At 62.3% G+C, this 17,510-nt stretch carries 14 protein-coding genes; 8 read left to right on the top strand and 6 right to left on the bottom strand.

Annotation, left to right across the window (positions count from 1 at the left end; all coding sequences use genetic code 11):
* Window positions 1-21: 21 nt before the first annotated feature.
* The 3 genes from JDW18_RS11675 to JDW18_RS11665 all read left to right on the top strand — a co-directional run bounded on the left by JDW18_RS11675 (window position 22) and on the right by JDW18_RS11665 (window position 4,723).
* Window positions 22-1,353 (top strand): cell division protein FtsZ, encoded by a 1,332-nt coding sequence (locus JDW18_RS11675; protein ID WP_218239633.1) that lies wholly within the window; start codon window positions 22-24, stop codon window positions 1,351-1,353.
* Between the two features lie 156 nt (window positions 1,354-1,509).
* The gene (gene ligA, locus JDW18_RS11670) at window positions 1,510-3,636 is read left to right on the top strand and encodes an NAD-dependent DNA ligase LigA (protein WP_218239632.1); all 2,127 of its coding nucleotides are present in this window, start codon (window positions 1,510-1,512) and stop codon (window positions 3,634-3,636) included.
* A 34-nt stretch (window positions 3,637-3,670) separates the two neighbouring features.
* Window positions 3,671-4,723, top strand: coding sequence for a patatin family protein (locus tag JDW18_RS11665; RefSeq protein ID WP_218239631.1), 1,053 nt, complete (start codon window positions 3,671-3,673; stop codon window positions 4,721-4,723).
* 11 nt (window positions 4,724-4,734) lie between these two features.
* On the opposite strand, the gene JDW18_RS11660 is transcribed toward JDW18_RS11665, so the two are convergent.
* Entirely contained in the window at window positions 4,735-5,784 is a 1,050-nt protein-coding gene (locus JDW18_RS11660) for a phosphotransferase family protein (RefSeq protein ID WP_218239630.1), read from the bottom strand.
* A gap of 35 nt (window positions 5,785-5,819) precedes the next feature.
* Window positions 5,820-6,968, bottom strand: coding sequence for an Rv3169 family protein (locus tag JDW18_RS11655; RefSeq protein WP_218239629.1), 1,149 nt, complete (start codon window positions 6,966-6,968; stop codon window positions 5,820-5,822).
* 44 nt (window positions 6,969-7,012) lie between these two features.
* Here JDW18_RS11655 and JDW18_RS11650 point away from each other — a divergent pair, with 44 nt between their 5' ends.
* Window positions 7,013-8,194 (top strand): Rv3169 family protein, encoded by a 1,182-nt coding sequence (locus JDW18_RS11650; protein ID WP_218239628.1) that lies wholly within the window; start codon window positions 7,013-7,015, stop codon window positions 8,192-8,194.
* 71 nt (window positions 8,195-8,265) lie between these two features.
* Here JDW18_RS11650 and JDW18_RS11645 read toward each other — a convergent pair whose 3' ends face one another.
* The 3 genes from JDW18_RS11645 to JDW18_RS11635 all read right to left on the bottom strand — a co-directional run bounded on the left by JDW18_RS11645 (window position 8,266) and on the right by JDW18_RS11635 (window position 11,065).
* Window positions 8,266-8,616 carry a DsrE family protein gene (locus JDW18_RS11645; protein ID WP_218239627.1) on the bottom strand — a complete coding sequence of 117 codons (351 nt, stop codon included), beginning with the start codon at window positions 8,614-8,616 and terminating at the stop codon, window positions 8,266-8,268.
* A gap of 104 nt (window positions 8,617-8,720) precedes the next feature.
* Entirely contained in the window at window positions 8,721-9,569 is an 849-nt protein-coding gene (gene dsbG / locus JDW18_RS11640) for a thiol:disulfide interchange protein DsbG (protein ID WP_246609856.1), read from the bottom strand.
* Window positions 9,566-11,065: a prolipoprotein diacylglyceryl transferase family protein gene (locus JDW18_RS11635; protein WP_218239626.1), complete on the bottom strand. Its 1,500-nt coding sequence runs from the start codon at window positions 11,063-11,065 to the stop codon at window positions 9,566-9,568. The genes dsbG and JDW18_RS11635 overlap by 4 nt, the downstream gene beginning before the upstream one ends.
* A 183-nt stretch (window positions 11,066-11,248) precedes the next feature.
* On the opposite strand from JDW18_RS11635, the gene JDW18_RS11630 reads away from it, so the two are divergent.
* Together JDW18_RS11630 and JDW18_RS11625 are read left to right on the top strand one after the other, a co-directional pair.
* Window positions 11,249-11,914 carry a winged helix-turn-helix domain-containing protein gene (locus JDW18_RS11630; protein ID WP_218239625.1) on the top strand — a complete coding sequence of 222 codons (666 nt, stop codon included), beginning with the start codon at window positions 11,249-11,251 and terminating at the stop codon, window positions 11,912-11,914.
* Window positions 11,914-13,686 (top strand): ATP-binding protein, encoded by a 1,773-nt coding sequence (locus tag JDW18_RS11625; RefSeq protein ID WP_218239624.1) that lies wholly within the window; start codon window positions 11,914-11,916, stop codon window positions 13,684-13,686. Before JDW18_RS11630 ends, JDW18_RS11625 begins: the two co-directional genes overlap by 1 nt.
* Before the next feature lie 17 nt (window positions 13,687-13,703).
* Here JDW18_RS11625 and JDW18_RS11620 read toward each other — a convergent pair whose 3' ends face one another.
* Window positions 13,704-15,221: a hypothetical protein gene (locus tag JDW18_RS11620; protein ID WP_218239623.1), complete on the bottom strand. Its 1,518-nt coding sequence runs from the start codon at window positions 15,219-15,221 to the stop codon at window positions 13,704-13,706.
* A gap of 398 nt (window positions 15,222-15,619) precedes the next feature.
* Between JDW18_RS11620 and JDW18_RS11615 the strand changes: the two genes are divergently transcribed.
* Window positions 15,620-16,621 (top strand): helix-turn-helix transcriptional regulator, encoded by a 1,002-nt coding sequence (locus JDW18_RS11615; RefSeq protein ID WP_246609854.1) that lies wholly within the window; start codon window positions 15,620-15,622, stop codon window positions 16,619-16,621.
* Window positions 16,622-16,789: 168 nt separating this feature from the next.
* A complete protein-coding gene (locus JDW18_RS11610) occupies window positions 16,790-17,509 on the top strand; it encodes a c-type cytochrome (RefSeq protein WP_218239621.1) in 720 nt (239 codons plus the stop codon).
* Window position 17,510 lies beyond the last annotated feature (1 nt).

Genomic DNA, 17,510 nt, shown 5'->3' with positions numbered 1-17,510 from the left:
TGGAAAAAATCGTTTTCTGACATGAGTAACTTGCAAATCAGTCTGGCCGTCCTGGGTGTGGTTCTGTTGGCGCTGATCGTTGCCTACAACTCCTGGTCCTCGCGCCGCAATGCACCGCGCCGGTCCGAACCTCAGGAAGAGAGTGCCGATCCCGCACGTCATGAGCCCGGCATGGATACCGTGGGCCATGGCGCCGATCTGACCAAATACCAGCATGAACCCGTGCTGGGAGATTTCGGCAAGGCCGTTCCCGGCGCCGAGCCTGTGCAAATGCCCGAGGGCCGTTTTGCCGAGGCCGATGCCGAGCTGGCCCGCCTCGTGGCGCAGGAAGATCAGCAGCGTCTGGCCGCGCAGGCCCAGAGCGATGCGACCGAGTCTGGTGATGTGCAAGATCAAGCCTCCAAGCAGCGCACCGATGCGGCCATTGCTGCCGTGACCGAGCAGGCGGCTGCATCACGCCAGGAGCCTGTGCTCAGTGAAGCGCCCCTGGCCGAAATTCCCGCGATTGCACCCGCCCCATCGCTGGAGCGTCGTGGCCATCTGGATGCGCTGATCGACGCCATTGCGCCCATCACCGTGGCCCAGATCGTGCCCGGCGAAGTGGCGCTGCAGGCCCAGCCCAGCACCCGCCGTGCGGGCAACAAGCCTTTTGCCATCGAAGGCATGAACAAGGACAGCAAGCAGTGGGAGCCGCTGCAGGCGGGCCACGCCTATCTGGGCTTTCAGGCTGGCGTGCAGCTGGCCAACCGGACGGGCTCGCTCAACGAAATCGAGTTTTCCGAGTTCGTCACCAAGGTGCAGCGCTTTGCCGATGCGCTGGGCGCCATGGCCGATGTGCCCGATATGCTCAACGAAGTCTCGCGTGCCCGCGAGCTGGACCAGTTTGCCGGTGAGCACGATGCGCAGCTGAGTTTCATGCTGCGCGCCCGTCAGGCATCGTGGAGCGCAGGCTATGTGCAGCAAAACGCGCAGCGTCTGGGCTTTGTGTCCAGCGCCATGCCGGGCCGCATGCAGATGGCTTCGCCCATCGCCAATCTGCCGCCCGTGCTGGTGCTGAGCTACGACCCGCAGGCGGCGCTGGGCGACGATCTGGATCAGTCTGTGGTGCGTGAATTCCTGGTGAGCCTGGATGTGGCCCAGGTGCCGCGTGGTCAGCAGCCGTTTGCGCGTCTGCGCCAGGTGGCTGAACAGCTGTGCCAGACCATGGACGGCGTGCTGTGCGACCAGAACGGCTATTTGCTGCCAGTGTCGGCGCTGGACCCGATTCAGCATGATCTGGAGCTGCTCTACGACAAGCTTGACAGCCGGGAGCTGTCAGCCGGCTCCTTGCTGGCGCGCAGATTGTTCAGCTAAGAAAACAGGGCCAACATTGTTGGCCTTTTTTATATCAAACCTTTACAGGACTTACGCAAGCATTCAACGAGGGCCGCGCTATGAAGCCAGCCTTCTTGCCAGAACCTGATTTGCGTAAGCCACACTTGAATATTCGAATATTCCAGCGGACAGAGCATGACCGATACCCTAGACCTTTTTTCCGCTGAACCCCAGGACGATAAAGCGCAAGCTGCTATCAAAACCAGCTTGCCAGAGAGCGTGACCGCCAAGGCCGCAGCCCTGCGTGCCCAGCTGCATCAATGGGCGCATGAATACTATGTGCTCGATGCCCCCAGCGTGCCCGACGGGGAGTACGACCGCCTGTATCAGCAGCTGGAAGCGCTGGAGGGTGCCTACCCTGAACTGGTGACGCCCGACTCGCCCACCCAGCGTGTGATTGGCGCGGTGCTTGATGGCCTGACGCCTGTGCGCCACGCCGTGCCCATGCTCAGCATCCAGACCGAGACCGACAACGAAGCCACTGGCGCCATCGCTTTCGACCAGCGCGTGCGCAAGGAGCTGGGCCTGGACGCATCGGCACCCGCCATCGAATATGTAGCCGAGCCCAAGTTCGACGGTCTGGCCATGAATCTGCGCTATGAAAACGGCTTGCTGGTGCAGGCCACCACGCGTGGTGATGGCGAGGTGGGCGAGGACGTCACCCACAATATCCGCACCATTCGCCAGATTCCGCTGACGCTGTCCGCAGGTGCGCAGGTGCCGCCCGTGGTGGAAGTGCGCGGCGAGGTGCACATGATGCGTGCCGATCTGGAAAAGCTCAACGAACGCCAGCTGGCTGCCGGTGGCAAGACTTTTGCCAACCCACGCAATGCGGCGGCAGGCTCGGTGCGCCAGCTCGATTCCAAGATCGCGGCCCAGCGCCCGCTGTCTTTCTTTGCCTATGGTTTGGGCGAGGTCTCGCCCGCCGATCAGGGTGGGCCGAATTTTGTCACCCATTACGGCATGCTGCAGACGCTGAAATCATGGGGTTTTCCGGTCGCCCCCCAAGTCTGTATTGCGACAGGTGCTTCTGAATTGGTAGCGTTTCATGAGCGTCTGGGCGCTGAACGCGCCGCGCTGCCCTATGAAATCGACGGCGTGGTCTACAAGGTCAACAGCCTGAGCCTGCAGCGCCAGTTGGGATTCAAATCGCGTGAACCGCGCTGGGCTGTGGCCCATAAATATCCTGCGCAGGAAATGCCCACGCTGATGGAAGCGATTGACGTGCAGGTGGGCCGCACCGGCAAGCTCACGCCCGTGGCGCGTCTGGCCCCTGTGCAGGTGGGCGGCGTGGTGGTGACGAATGCCACGCTGTCCAATCTGTTTGACATTCGCAAAAAAGGCGTGCGTGTGGGTGACACCGTCATCGTGCGCCGCGCCGGGGATGTGATTCCAGAAGTCGTGGGCAAGGTGCCTGGAGAACGGCCGTTTTACGTGCCCAACTTCCGCATGCCCAAGACCTGCCCCATCTGCGGCAGCGAAGTAGTGCGCGAAAAGGGTGAGGCCAACCACCGCTGTACGGGCGGCCTGTTCTGCGCGGCGCAGCGCAAGGAAGCCATCCTGCACTTCGCCCACCGCCGCGCTATGGACATTGAAGGCCTGGGCGGCAAGCTAGTTGACCAGCTGGTGGATGCGCAAGTGGTGCGCGTGCTGCCTGACCTCTACAAGCTGGGCCTGACGTCGCTGGTGGCGCTGGAGCGCATGGCCGAAAAGTCGGCCCTGAATGTGCTGGCGGCGCTGGAAAAATCCAAGAGCACCAGCTTGCAGCGTTTTCTGTTTGGTCTGGGGGTGCGCAATGTGGGTGAATCCACGGCCAAGGATCTGGCCAAGCATTTCGGCAAGCTGGACGCCATCATGGATGCCAGCGTAGAAGACCTGCTGCAGGTCAAGGACGTGGGGCCCATCGTGGCCGACAGCATTCACACCTTCTTTGCCCAGCCCCATAACCGCGAGGTGGTGGAGCAGTTGCGCGCCTGCGGCGTGCACTGGGAAGAGGGCGAGCCTGCCGAGAAAGCGCCGCAGATTCTGGCGGGCCTGACGGTGGTGCTGACCGGCACGCTGCCCACGCTGGGGCGCGATGCTGCCAAGGATATGCTGGAAGCCGCTGGCGCCAAGGTGTCTGGCTCGGTCAGCAAGAAAACCAGCTATGTGGTGGCTGGTGCCGAGGCGGGCAGCAAGCTGGCCAAGGCCGAAGAGCTGGGCGTGCCCGTGCTGGATGAGGCCGGTATGCTGGCGCTGCTGGCCGGTGAGAAGCCGCTGTAATTTTTCCCTGCGCTCCGTGCGCTAGAAAGCAGGCATGAACAAGTTGCGACGTAAACCGATTGTCGGACTAGCGCTGGGCAGTGGCTCGGCCCGTGGCTGGGCGCATTTTGGCGTGCTGCATGCGCTGCGTGAAGCGGGCGTGAGCCCGGACATCATCTGCGGCACCTCGATTGGTTCGCTGGTGGGGGCCACCTACGCCGCTGGTGAGATGGATGGTTTCGAGGAATGGGTGCTGGGCCTGGGCAAGCGCAAGGTCTTTGGCTTCATGGACTTCAACCTGGGCGGCGGCTTGCTCAAGGGCGAGAAGATCATCGACTTCTGGCGCGAAAACTTTGTGCAGGAAACCATGGAGGAGCTGGGCGCGCCCTTCGGCTGCGTGGCCACCGATCTGCAGACGGGCGCTGAAGTCTGGATGCGCAAGGGCTCGATTGCCGAAGCCGTGCGCGCCTCGATTGCGCTGCCGGGCCTGTTTACGCCGGTGAGCCACGAAGGGCGCTTGCTGGTGGATGGCGGCCTGGTCAACCCTGTGCCGGTCTCTCTGGCCAGAGCCATGGGGGCCGACATCGTCATTGCCGTCGATCTGAACGCGGACATCATGCGCAAGCACATGAAGCCCGTGGATATGAGCGAAACCGAGCTGCGCATTCATACGCGGGAGGTTCACCTTTCGCAGCTGCATGCAGAGCTGCAGGAGCCGGTGGCACCTTCAGAAGCGCAGAGCAGCCCGCAGGAGGGGCCGGGCCCGGTTTCCCCCGTGGGCTGGAGCGGCAAGTGGAAAAGCAGCATGACCAGTGTGAAGACGCTGTCTTCATCCTTTATGCGCATGGGGCGCAAGGAAGGCGGCGAGGAAGAGGACGATGATTCGCCGCGCGTGCCTTCGCTGGTCAATGTGGTGATGGCCAGCGTCAACATCATGCAGATGCGCATCACGCGCAGCCGCATGGCCGGAGACCCGGCCGAGGTGCTGATTGCGCCGCGCCTGTCGCATATCGGGCTGATGGACTTTCACCGGGGCCGTGAGTCCATCGACGAAGGCTATGCCGCGACGCAGCTGGCGCTGCCCTCGCTCAGGGACTGGGGGCTTTAAGCGCTCGTGCTTTAGAAAGCATGCTGCTCGGCAAGCCGCTTGAGCAGTGTGCTGCCGCCGTTGTTGTGATCCATCTGCGCATCAGCGCTGACCCAGCCGCGCTGCGTGAAGATATGGCCTATGCGTGACATCACCAGCGTGAAGCGCCAGGCGGAGAACACATCGTAGTAAGGCAGATCAGCCGCGCTGTGGCCGCTGGCTTTTTCCCACCAGGCAATGCTTTCTTCGCGGCTGGGCAAGCCAGCCAGACGCGGCAGGCCAAAGCCGGTGCATAGCGATTCATCCAGCATCAGCCACCATGACAGGTCATCGACCGGGTTGGCAATGGCGGGGCGCTCCCAGTCCAGCATGCCGCTGAGCTGGCCGCCGTCGAACACGCAGTTTCCCATCTTGGCATCGCCCCAGCTCAGCGCCATGGGCTCATTGGCGGGCTGATTGCGCTGCAGCCACTGCAGACCCCGGTGCAGCCATTCATAGCGCTGGCCGGAGAGGGATTCGCTCCAGCGCAGCATGTCTTCGTAATAGCCCAACTGCTGCTGCAGCGGCGTCATGCCCTCTGGCGGCAGCAGAAACGAGAAGCCCTGTGCCTTCCAGTCCAGCCGGGGCAGGGCTGCCACCGCATCCAGCCCGGCAAACCAGTGCTGGCGGATGGATGCATCATCGAGGTCATGCAACCAGCCTTCCAGGTGGTAGAGCGGGTTTTCTGCGGGCACCTGACCGGCGATGCGGCCCATGATGAAAAACGGTGCGCCCAGAACGCTGGCATCGGTTTCCAGTCCGTAGAGGCGGGGCACGGGCAGGCCGGAGGACTGCAGCAGCTCCATGGTGCGGTATTGAACGCGTACATCGCAGTCGGGATAGACGGCGGCTGTCTGTGGCTGTATGCGCACGACAACCTCTTGGCTATCCCTGCCATCGGGCGTGCTGAAGCTGCCCAGCAGTGTGATGTTGGAATATCCGCCCGAGGAGGGGCGCAGTTGCGTTACCTCGCAGCGCGGCTGGCCTTGTTCGCGCAGCCATTGGCTCAGTTTCTGTGTCAGCTCATTCATGTCTTGCAGCATGGTGTGTCTCCTTCTCTGTTTTTCTTTGCCGGGGTTCAATGCCCAAGTGGGGGAAAGCCAGAGGGCGCATGCTCGCCCAGCAGCATTTGCTCCAGCGTGGCCTGGCCCTGGCGCGCAGGCTCGTCACCGATATGCAAGCTGGCACTGCTCATGGCGTGGCGGTGCACATTGGCCAGATCGTTCAGTGCCCAGTTGCGTGTGTCCACACGCTCGAAATGCGTGGCCAGCGGGCCTTGGTAGAAGCCATGGCCCCAGCTGGGGTGGCTGTAGCCCTCGCCCTGCTTGGGCACGATTTCGCCGCAATGCAGATCCACGCGCACCGGGCGGCCATCGGGCAGCTTTCCGTGCACGCTGCAGCGGTCCATCTGCTGGGTGCCGGGGCGATAGCTGGGCTCAAAGCGCACGTCATACAGCTTGTGCTGCTGCTGGTCTTTCAGGGACACCAGAACGGCGCTGCGGTTCCAGCCATTGCCGTGGGCATCGTCATTCGTATGGAAGAACATCAGATGGTCTTCAAAATGCATGGGCACCCACAGCCAGTACCACTGCGTGGGCCCGGCATCGGGTACGGGCTGGCCATCGCGTGCGCCCAGCGGTCGCACGCCCCAGGAGCGGTCGCGTGTGCCGCGCCAGTGGCTGACCGATTGCTGCTGGCTGTTCAGGGTGATGGAGCCTTCCCACAGACCGCTTTGCGTCATGCGCGTCAGGTCCATGATGGTGCGCGGGCCTGCGCGGTGGGTAAAGCGTGGCTCCTCAATGGGGGCGCTGAGGCCGTTGAAGGTGAGGTCAGCCTGCACGCCATGGGCCTCGTCGTTGACTTGCAGGCGCAGCTGCTGCAAAGGTTTGAGCACCTGCAGCGTGATGGGGCCGACCTGCAGGTCCATGCGTTCGCTGCGCAGATGTCTGGAGGCAAAAACGCGGTGCTGCACGCCGTCCTGCTGAATCATGAAGTGTGCGTCGATCAGGTCCAGATGTGGGTAGACGCCCAGCGCGGCGCCAATCATGGTGCCCTGCGCGGCGTCATAGCCCTGAAAGTAATAGCGATCGTAGAAGTTGCGGTCAGTGCCTGCGGTGGCAATGGGCTCAGGCAACTGGTGGATGGGGAAGTCGTCGGCTTGGGTCAGCATGGGCGTGCAGGAATGGCTTGCAGAGGTGGAGTTGGCGTGCAGCTTGGCCCAAGGCATGGGCGCCGTCACTCTGACCTTTGCTTAGTCTGAAGAGACGATGAGTGGCGCAAAGCCCGGGCCGCAAGATGCAGCGCATTTCCACCCCCGAGGATTGCCCGATGAGTGCAAGCATTGGCCCGCTGCTGGCCGCCGATGAGTTCTTCAACCACCAGATCGTCGAGACCCATGCCAGCGTGCTGCAGTCCGATCTTTCGTGGACTGAAAAGGTCTGCGGCATGGTCTGCGCGCCGGATGGAAGCCTGTCCATCAACTTTGGCATGGGCAAATATGTGAACCGCAACGTGGTGGATGCCTACGGCGGCTGCAGCCGCGGTGTGGAGCAGTGGACGGTGCGTGCCAGCCGCTCGCTTTCCAGCGCGCCCAACGATGTGAATGCCGGGCCGCTGGAGTATGAGGTGCTGGAGCCGCTCAAGCGTGTGCGCATTCGCATGCAGGCCAACGAGGTGCAGCCGCTGAGCTATGAGCTGGAGCTGACGGGCGAGCTGCCCTGCGTGGTGGAGGAGCGCGAAGACCGCCGCATGACCACGGGCTACCGGCGCAGTGCCGACCAGATTCGCTATCACCAGATTGGCTGCGCCGATGGCTGGATTGAGCTGCAAGGCCGCCGCATCGAGGTGCGTGACTGGGTGATGACGCGTGACCACTCATGGGGCCTGCGCCCCAGTGTGGGCCAGCCCGCCAGCGATGTGCAGCCCGACCCCATGGATGCGCTGGCACCCCATATCTTTGCACTGTGGAGCCCTGTGCGCTTCAAGGCCGCGGATGGACGCACCTGGGGATTTTTTCAGTATCTGCTGCGCTATGCAGGCGAGGGCTGGAGCCACGAGCGTGTGCAGGGCGGTTTTGAGTATGCCGATGGCAGGCGAGTACTGCTGCGCAAGGTGGAGCCGAAGCTGAAGTTTGACCCGCGCAACCAGCGGCTGCTGGGCGGCAGCATGGCCATTACGCTGGCAGACGGCAGCGTGCGGGAACTCAGAGTGCAGGTGCTGGGCGACACCGGCTTTCACCTGGGCGCGGGCCTGTACCACGGCTTTGAAGGCCACCACCACGGGCAGTGGCGCGGTGAATCACATCTGGAAGGCGAATACTTTGCCGACTGCAGCAGCCCTGAAAGCGTTCAGCGCCTCAACCAGTTTCGGGACTGCCTGATCGCCCTGCACGACGATGTGGAAGGTGCAACCGGCATTGGCAATTGCCAGACCTGGGTGCACGGCACGGTGTGAGGCCGTGGCCCTTGGCTTGCCCTGCATGCGGGCCTGATGTGAGCTTGATTGCGAGCTTGATTTCGGGCTGATTAGCTGCGGATATAAACCCAGCCATCTTGCTGCATGCGGGCAATGGCTTCCACGGCGCCCATGGGCAGCACCTGAATATGGGCGGGCGCGGTGAGCTGGTTGTTTTTGAGGGTGTTGGGGCACAGCAGCACCTGGCTGAGTGCCGGGCCCATGTCCTCTGGGGCATCGAGCACAGCCTGCACGGCCTGGGCGTTGACGACGATCCAGATCTGCGCATCGGGCTGGGCGGCGCTGAGATTCTTGAAGTTGCCCCGGGCGCGGGCCAGCGCTTGCGCGCTGGGTGCGTGCAGCACGATACGCGAGGCGGGTTGGAGGGCGGGCAGCCGTTGAGTCCAGTCAGCTTGGGTCATGGTGAAAATCCGTTAGTTTGCTACGCAGACTATAGCTGCATGCGCTTTATCAGCATGGGCTTCAGGCCTGTTTAACCGCAATGACATCAGCAGCTGCTGCATGACTATTTGGCAGCCGTCTTGCCCATCACCTCATCAAGCAGGCCCGGAGGCATGCCGGTGCGGATTTGTACCGTGCCCTGCGCGTTTTTCCAGACGGTGGCGGGCGTGGCACGCAGGCCCATGGCAGTCATCAGCGAGACATTGTTGGCCAGTGCATCGCGGGCTGAGAGTGGAATACGCGGCAGTGCGGCAATGCCCAGAGTGTCGGGGTTTTTTCCATGGGCGCTGGCATAGGCCTGCGCATGGCTGGCCAGTGCTTGTTCAGGCGATGCAGACTGCAAAATGGCAGCTGCCTTGCCCTCGCTGCTGGGGCGTAGCACGGCTACCAGAATATGGCGCAGCTGTAGCTGGCCAGACTGCACCATGGGGCGCGCTTCGCGCCACAGTCGGTTGCAGTAGGGGCAGTTGGGGTCGGTAAAGACATAGGCAATCAGCGGCGCATCGGGCTTGCCGTCACCTATCCAGTGCGTGCGTTCCAGATCGGCCCAGGCCTGCTGGCCCATGGGCTTTTGCACGGCAGTCTGCAGCGCCTTGGCGTTCACGTCCTTGCCCTGCGCATCAATCACGGTGCCAATCACCCAGTGCTTGCCGTCTGGCAGGCGGTAGATGGGAATGGGCTGCTGGTCGCGGTAGGCGGCCCAGGCCTTGAGCCCGCCTTCGGCTGGCATGGGGCCCACCACGGTCAGGCCTTGCTCGGCCAGAAATTTGTCGGACGGCAGATCGCCGGATGCCGCCCACGACAGCGTGGCTGCGGTAAAAGTGGCCCCGGCAAGCAGCGCGATGGAGGCCGTAGCCAGCAAGGCCCATCGTTTTCGGGCTGTTGGGCGCAGCAGCGCTGGCATGCGGGTCATTGGGGGCCTTTCTGGTTGTTGTCTGTGGATGCCGGCCTGGCAGTGGCAATGCGGGCCAGTTGCTCGGCCAGGCTGGCGCGGGAAAGCTCTCCCATGCGCGTGCCGCGCAGCTCGCCTTGCGCGTCATAGAAATAGGTGGACGGCAGGCCACGCTGCTGCCAGTGCGCGCTGGCGCGTTGGTCGGGGTCCAGCAGCACCTGCGCCGGTGGCAGGGCCATGGTCTGCAGATAGCGCACAACGGTCTGCGCGTTTTCCCCTTGGTTGACCCAGACAAAGCGAATATCGGGGTGCTCTTTCTGGGCTTGCGCCAGCACCGGCATTTCACGGCGGCAAGGTGGGCACCAGGTGGCCCAGAGGTTGATGACCACAGGCTGGCCCTGGTAGCTGCGCAGGTCCACGGATGCAGCGGCTGCATTGACAAAGCTGATTGCGGGGAGTGAAGGTTTTTCCGCTTCAACCCAATACCGCAGTGCGTGTGCAGCTATCACAATGAAAGCGCCTGCCGCCAGTGCCTGCAGCGTGCTGCGGCGCAGCACCGCGTTGTGGCGGGCGCGCCATATAACCCAGGCCAGGGCGGCGACAAGCCCCGCCCAGAGGTTCCAGCCGCCGTCACGGATGTCGATCAGCGCCAGAGCATGGGCGGGCGACTGGGCCACGGGCAGCAGGTATTCCCGCCACCATTGAGCGATATAGGCCAGGCGCGCTGCCAGCAAACCTAGCACCGTGGCGTGCATCAGCAGCGATTCCACGGGCTGTGCGTGGCGCTGCTGCTGGCGTCTGGCCCACCACTGGCTCAGAAACAGTGCCAGAAATGCGGCCACAGCCATGGTGGGCAAGGCCAGTGGCCCGATCAGAACGCTGGCGGGCAGCGCCAGGGATTGCAGGAGCGAGGGTGGCGAAGGCGGCGATGGCGGGGCGACTGGCGGCGTGCCTGCAGTGCTTGCGGTGCTTGCCGTGATTGCAGTGGTTGCCGTGGAATTCGTTGCCAGGCCCAGTTGCTGCGCAGCAATGCTTTGCCGCTGTGGCGGGTAGCACACGCCAGCATGGGCGCAGCCCTGCCATTGCAGCTGCAGCGGCCATTGCCCGGCGCGCTGTGGCAGCGGGGCGCCCACATTCAGCGCATCATGAAACACCTGCACAGTGCCAAAAAATGCGTCGCTCAGGGTTTCGCCCGGGGGAATGTTCAATGGCAGCGGCTGGCCCTGCGCATCGGTGAGCTTGATCTGGTCGCGGTAGAGGTAATAGCCTTGCGCAATGCGCCACTGCAGCTGCAAATGCTGCTGGTCATTCTCATTTTTGATAGCGCCTGGCGCTGGTTCAATAAGGGCGAAGGCCTGATCTGCGCTCAAAACATCCTGCGCGCTGCTGGCCGCTTGCGCAGTCTTGCTGGAAACCAGACCCGGCACTTGCAAGGTTTGCGCCGCAGCACCCAGGCCCAGCAGCGCGGCGGACAGGAGGGCACAGGCGGCAAGCCGCGAGGGGCGCATGAAAGGCATGGATGAGGGGATGGGAGCTGAACCTGTGAAATGACTCGGCAATCTTGAGTGCAAGGGATTAAGTGCGAGTTAACGCTGCAAAAACATAAATCTGCCATGCTGCCCGTTTTTCGAACAGGAAATGGAACAGTGGCTTGTACGCGGCATCAGCGCCGGTGTGAGCACAAGTTCAGGGGTTAAACAATGCACGTGCTGTTGGTAGAAGATAACGCTTTGGTGGCCAGCGGGGTCAAGGCGGGCCTGCAACTGCAGGGCTTCGGTGTGGATGTGGTGGGTTGCGCCGCGCAGGCCGATGCTGCCATCAAGTCTTCGCACTTCGACGTCTGTGTGCTGGATCTGGGTTTGCCCGATGAGGACGGCCTGCACCTGCTGGCGCGCTGGCGCAAGCAGGGTGTGGAGGTGCCGGTGCTGGTGCTGACAGCCCGTGATGCCGTGGGCCAGCGCATTGAAGGTCTGCAGACCGGGCTGGTCAAACCCTTTGATCTGCATGAGCTGGCAGCGCGCCTGCATGCCTTGCTGCGCCGCGCGGCGGGCCGGTCGGTGGACTGGATTGTGCTGGGCGATGTGCGGGTGGATCTGGCGGCAGGCCGTGCCCTGCGGGATGCGCGGCTGGTCGATCTGTCGCGCCGCGAATGGGCACTGCTGCGGGCTTTGCTGCAGTCGCCAGGGCGTGTGCTCAATATGGAGCAGCTGCGAGACAGTCTTTATGGCTATAGCCAGGATGTGGAAAGCAATGCCGTGAACGTGCATGTCCACCATCTGCGCCGCAAGCTGGGCACCGATATTGTCGAGACGGTGCGCGGCGTGGGCTTTCGTCTGGGGCGCAGCCAGGATCAGGAAGCCCAGTGATGCGCAGTCTGCGGGTAAGGCTGCTGGTCTGGCTGTGTCTGGCTCTGTGCACTCTGTGGGGCGGTGTGGCGGCCTGGATGTTTGCAGGCATGCGCCATGAGCTGCGCTCGGTACTCGATGACCGCCTGATTGCGTCGGCACGCATGGTGGCGGGCATTGTTCACCAGTTCAAGCCGGAAAACGCCACACCCAAGGACTGGGGGCCCATGCTGAACGTGGTGGCACGCGATGGCGTGGCCTGTGAAGTCAGCATGCTGCGCAGCGAGGTGCAGACTGCTCCGGTGCAGAGCGCTGCACCCGAGAGCGATGCCTCGGGGGCCAGGTCTGGAGATAACCATTCCGCACTGATTCCTGCATCTCCCCTGCATGCACCGCGCACAGGTAAAGCCGCCAAACCTGCAGAGCAGGGCGCTGATTCCGGCGCTGGCGGCGGAGACGAGGCGGACGACTCCAAGGTGCTGGCGCGTACCGCCGGTGCGCCCAGCTTTCAGGCGCCTTTGCCGCTGGGTTTTTCCACCATTACCAAGGGTGGGCGGCCGTGGCGCACCTATGTGCTGGAAGAGCACGGCGTGCGCATTGCAACTGCTGACCGCATTGATGTGCGCGAAGGTCTGGTGCATGGGTTTGCCTACACCATCATCTTGCCCTTTGTGCTGGCGCTGCTGGTCAGCATGGTGCTGATGTGGTGGGGGGTGAGCAGAGGCTTGAAACCGCTGGAATCGCTGCGCCAGGAGCTAGGCCAGAGGCCGCCTGGTGATGATTCGCCAGTCACTCAGGGCCAGCAGGTCAGAGAGCTTTCGCCACTGGTGCAGACCATCAATGACATGCTGCAGCGCGTTCATAACGCCATTGAGCGCGAACGTCGCTGGAGTGATGATGCAGCCCATGAACTGCGCACACCGCTGACAGCGGTCAAGACCCATGTACAGGTGGCGCAGATGGCGGTGAACAGTGCGGGGCAGTTGCAGATGGTGCGCAGCGAGTCGCAGCAGCCGGGCAGCGAGCGGCAATGGCACCCGGTGGCACAGACACCGCAGTGGCAGATGGCCAATGAGGCCTTGCTGCACGCGGGAGAGGGCGTGGACCACCTGCAGCACACGCTGGAGCAGTTGCTGCTGCTGGCGCGGCTGGATTGTCAGCCCGTGGATGAATCCGGCGCGGCATCGAAGGCCGCAGTGTGTGGCACAGAGCCTGCATGCGCACTGGAGTCTGTGGAAAAAGCCTGGGAGCTGGCTGCCGCCGCTATCCCTTCGGGCCTGCAGCGCCTGGCCTGGTTGCCGGGGCAGCGCCAGGGGGATGCACGGCTGGAAGATCTGCGCGTGCGGGTTCCGCAGCCATTGCTGGTGTCGGCAGTGCGCAACCTGATTGAAAACGCGCTGCGCTATGGCACTTTGGCGGGGCAAGACGCGGCAGCGAACCCCGTGCTGCTGGGGCTGCGCCATGTGATGCAGCTTCCATCGGCCTTAGTGCAGCCTGCGGCGCCCCACGGTTATGTGGAGTTGCTGGTGCTGGACCATGGGCCGGGCCTGAGTGCGGAGGACTGTGCGGCTGCCACGCAGCGCTTTTGGCGCAAGACACATCAGTCCCACGGCAGCGGCCTGGGGCTGGCCATTGTGCAGCGCATTGCGCAGTGCTGCGGCGGTGCCTTGCAACTGATGCCGCGCAAGGACTGGCTTGCCCAGACGCAGGAAAAACCGGAGCAGCCTGAGAAGGACTGCACCGGTCTGGTTGTGCGCCTCTACTTGCCCGTGGTGGGCTGCGCAGAGGCCTGAAGCGGGTTGAAAAACGTTCAGCTGCCTTCTGGCGTAGTCACGGAAACCGTGGTGCGCTGGCGGCTGGCATCGGCGCTCCACGAGAACGTGATGCCGCTCAAAGGCATCTGCAGGCTGGCCATGCAGCTCATGCTGGCCCCTGTTGATGTCTTGCAGGCATTGATCAGGCGGTGGCGCAGGCCCTGGTATGGCGTGTTGAAGGTCAGCTCGTCGGTATGGCTGTCCGAGCTGAACAAGCGCGTCAGGGTCTTGTCGCTCACGGAAGCCGCTTTCCAGCTTTCCTGTGTCACGGCGCTCAACCCTGTGCTCTTGTCGATGGTGAACTGGTTATAGGTGCTGACGCTGTCAATGGCGGGAATGGTGGCATTGGCCTGACTAGCGAAAACGCCGACTCCGCCACCGCTTTCCTTGACGCTGACCAGCCAGATGGAGCGGCCCTGCGCATTGGTAAACCCATAGGCGAGAAAGCCCGCGCTGTTGTCGGAGCCGTCATCTACCCAGTCTGCACCGCCATCCTCGCGGGCCACCAGATGGCCATAAGGACTGTTGGTATCTACTGTGCAGCTGCTCACGCCAGTTTCGCAATTGGTGGCAGCGGTTGTCACCCCCTTGGCGTAAGTGTGGGTGCCAAATTCGTTCTGATACGGGCCGCTGAGCAGGGCGTAGTTGTAGGTGCCATTGACGGCGGCTGGGTCCATGGTCTGCGCCGGAATGGAGACTGCCGCCTTGCCGCTGCTGGCGCTCCCACTGGTCCAGCTGGCCATGCCTGAGCGCGCCACCAGCACGCGTGTGCCGGCGCTGTCGTCCAGGGTGAAGTCGCAGGCCGCATTCTTGCTGAGCTTGTAGCTGCTGCCATTCATGCTGGCAGTGAGATTGACAGCGTCAATGGTGACCGGCGTCATGGTGCCGCTGGCCAGATCAATGATGCGGTGAGCGCCGCTCTTGAGCGTGGAGCAGGCCGTGCTTGCAGGGGCCAGCACGGTGGTGATGGTGCCCGATGCTGTGGTGGGGTTGGCCGCATTGCTGGCAATGGCCCCACCCACTTCGCTGAGTGTGGTGCTAGCGGCGGCTATCACGCTTTGCAGCGTATCCAGAACCGCGTCATAGCCTTGGTGGCTGCCTGCATCAAGTTTGCCGCCGATCAGATCGTCAATGGTGGAAGTGTCAACGCCAGAGCCTTTGAGCACGGTAACCAGTGCCGCCTGGGCGGCCTTGATATCGCTGCTGTTGATGACAGTGCTGGCCGAGAAGCTGGCAATGAACTGCGCTGCCGTCGTGCCGCTGTACTGGGCCAGCAGCAAATCGGTAAGCGGGGAAATATTGGACGTGACTGCGGTGCCGGCAGCGCCGCTTCCGGGTACGACGGAATGCAGTTCCACTTTGCCGTCTGCGCTGACGGCAGCCAGAACGCAAGGCAGCGTCAGGCTCGACGCGTCGACCGAGTAGCTGCCGCTGGCTGTTGTAGTGGCGCTTGCGCTGCCAGCCTTGCAGGTGACATTGACCTTGGCACCTACCAGCGGGAGACCTGTGGCCACAACGCCGCTGAGCGTGGAGCTGGCTGAGCCCGACGAAGGATCGGAGGTCTTTGATGTTGAGCTGTCACCGCCGCCTCCGCATGCGCTGAGCATGCAAGCAGTCGCGGCGAGGGCTATTGTTGTGTATTTCATGAGTGCCTCGTCAAAATGTTTCTGAGCTTTTATTTTTGAAAAAAATCTTAAAAAGGTTCATCATTCAAATGAATGAAAAAAGTTTTAAATGAATTGTCTAGATTTATTTTTTGAGTTTTAGTTTATTTGAAATAAAAGTTCAGAGGGAATAGAAAATGTCTTCGGATCATAGGATTGGTGATCTTTATGAATCGGCCATGCGCCATGAATTTTTTCTTGAGACATTCCAGCGCACCATACAGACTCTGGGTGCCGATTGCTTTCATATGTACACCTGGGATGAAAGCCGGAACATGCCTGCGCTCTCCAGCTATACGCCAGGCATGAATCTGGATGCCCTCATTGGCATCTATGAGCAGTACTACGCCGCCATAGACCCACGCCGGGCGCTGGTGGATGCTGCGGGCACAGGGCAACTGGTGCTTTGCCAGGAGCACCTCAGCGATCAATATGTTTCTCGAAGCGAGTTTTTTCAGGATTTTCAAATACCCGCTGGTATTCGATATTTGATGGGCGTCAAGTTTGCAACGCCAGATAATAATGGATTGCTGCTGGGATTACTTCGCTCCAGCGAACGGAAAGAGTATTCCTCTGCGGATAAGGAAAATGCCCAGAGCATCCTGCATCACCTGGGACGATCGATTTCTTTATGGCATGAATCAAAGCATTTGCACCGTAATGCCGCTATTGGCAATGAGCTTGCCGCCAATATGGGGCTGGCGCTGTTTGCGCTAAATAGAGAGCGCAAAATTGTCTATGCCAATGAATATGCGGAAAGTCTGATTAAAAGTTCGGCAGAGCTGAAATTGGTGGGTGGGCATCTCGTGGCGGTAGATGCCCAGGAAAACGCTCAGTTGCAGGCAGCGCTGCAGCGCGTTGGCAAGTTGCGTCAGGCCGAGAGCGTGGCGCTCAGGGGGCTCAATCAACTCTGTGCACATCGGCTGTTTCTCAATATCGCCTATCTTCCAGCAACGGCTTTGCAATCGGTGTTCGACAACGCGGTGCTGATGGTCACGGTTCGCTCGCGCCCGGATGCTGCTCAGGCCGGGCTTGCGCAATTGCGGCAATCGTTTGGTCTGAGCAAGGCGGAGGCCACGGTTGCGCAGGCCATGCTGCAGGGCCGCAATGCGGACGAATGCTCGGCCCTGCTGGGGGTGTCGATTACGACCATCCGCAGCCAGCTCAGGGCGATTTACGAAAAAACCCAGACGCGTAGCCATGCCGAAGCCATGATTGCGCTGATGTCGGTGCTGCCAGTACGCAGATGACAAATGCAAAGGGGGGTGATGCAGGTTTAACTGTTACTTAATGTCGTCTCGTTATCTTCGGGCAATGTCCAGTCAGCGCTCATGGAGCCGCTGATTTCAAAGGTCAGCCGCGGGTGCCTTGCACATGCTGTTTTTGCAGTGGGCGCCGCGTCAATCCATATTCCCAAGATGAACCGCTTGAACACAAAGACTCTGCCCCGGTCGTGGGTGGCTGTCGGCATTTCCATGCTGATGGCGACCAGCGCCTGGGCGCAAGAACCTGCAGCCGCCACGGCCGCACTGAAAGGCAGCGCTGCTGCCGGTGAAAAGATTGCACAGTCCGGCTCGGCGGGCGGTGCAGCGGCCTGCGCCACCTGCCACGGTGCCAAGGGCGAAGGCCAGGCAGGCTTTCCCGCGCTGGCCGGCCAGCACGCTGGCTATCTGGAGCGCCAGCTCAACCAGATGGCTGCGGGCGCCCGTCAGTCGGCGGTGATGGCTCCCATGGCTAAGGCGCTGAGCGAGCAGGAGCGCGCTGATGTGGCGGCTTTCTACTCCAGCCTGAAGCTGCCTATCAAGGCCGTGCGCGGTGCTTTGCCTGGCAAGGATGACGATAGCGGTGCATGGCTGGTCGAGCGTGGCCGCTGGGCGGACGGCATTCCTGCCTGCGCGCAGTGCCACGGCCCTGGCGGCGTGGGTGTGGGCAAGGATTTCCCCGCCATTGGTCATCTGCCTGCCGACTATATGCAGACCCAGATTGACGCCTGGAACAAGGGGCAGCGCGAAGCCGGTCCTCTGGGCCTGATGGGCGCTGTGGCCAAGAAGCTCACGGCCGAAGACATCAAGGCCGTTGCCGCCTACTACCAGCGCTTGCACAACCCCGCAGCCGCCACCACGACAGCCAAGCCCTGAG

Origin of the sequence: Comamonas fluminis (genome assembly GCF_019186805.1) — a bacterium.
GTDB classification, from domain to species: domain Bacteria; phylum Pseudomonadota; class Gammaproteobacteria; order Burkholderiales; family Burkholderiaceae_C; genus Comamonas; species Comamonas fluminis.
This window is presented reverse-complemented; position numbering and strand designations above follow the sequence as displayed.